At 55.0% G+C, this 622-nt stretch carries 1 rRNA gene; it reads right to left on the reverse strand.

What is annotated here, in order from left to right:
• Positions 1–622, reverse strand: a 23S ribosomal RNA gene (locus PV350_RS46940); the annotation flags it as partial.

Raw genomic sequence — 622 nt, forward strand, 5'->3', positions numbered from 1 at the left:
AGTCTCCCACCTATCCTACACAAGCCGAACCGAACACCAATATCAAGCTGTAGTAAAGGTCCCGGGGTCTTTCCGTCCTGCTGCGCGAAACGAGCATCTTTACTCGTAGTGCAATTTCACCGGGCCTGTGGTTGAGACAGTCGAGAAGTCGTTACGCCATTCGTGCAGGTCGGAACTTACCCGACAAGGAATTTCGCTACCTTAGGATGGTTATAGTTACCACCGCCGTTTACTGGCGCTTAAGTTCTCAGCTTCGCCCCACCGAAATGGAGCTAACCGGTCCCCTTAACGTTCCAGCACCGGGCAGGCGTCAGTCCGTATACATCGCCTTACGGCTTCGCACGGACCTGTGTTTTTAGTAAACAGTCGCTTCTCGCTGGTCTCTGCGGCCACCACCAGCTCAGGGAGCAAGTCCCCTCACCAGCAATGGCCCCCCTTCTCCCGAAGTTACGGGGGCATTTTGCCGAGTTCCTTAACCACAGTTCACCCGAACGCCTCGGTATTCTCTACCTGACCACCTGAGTCGGTTTAGGGTACGGGCCGCCATGAAACTCGCTAGAGGCTTTTCTCGACAGCATAGGATCATCCACTTCACCACAATCGGCTCGGCATCAGGTCTCAG

The sequence above is a fragment of the Streptomyces sp. PA03-6a genome (assembly GCF_033792765.1).
GTDB lineage: Bacteria > Actinomycetota > Actinomycetes > Streptomycetales > Streptomycetaceae > Actinacidiphila.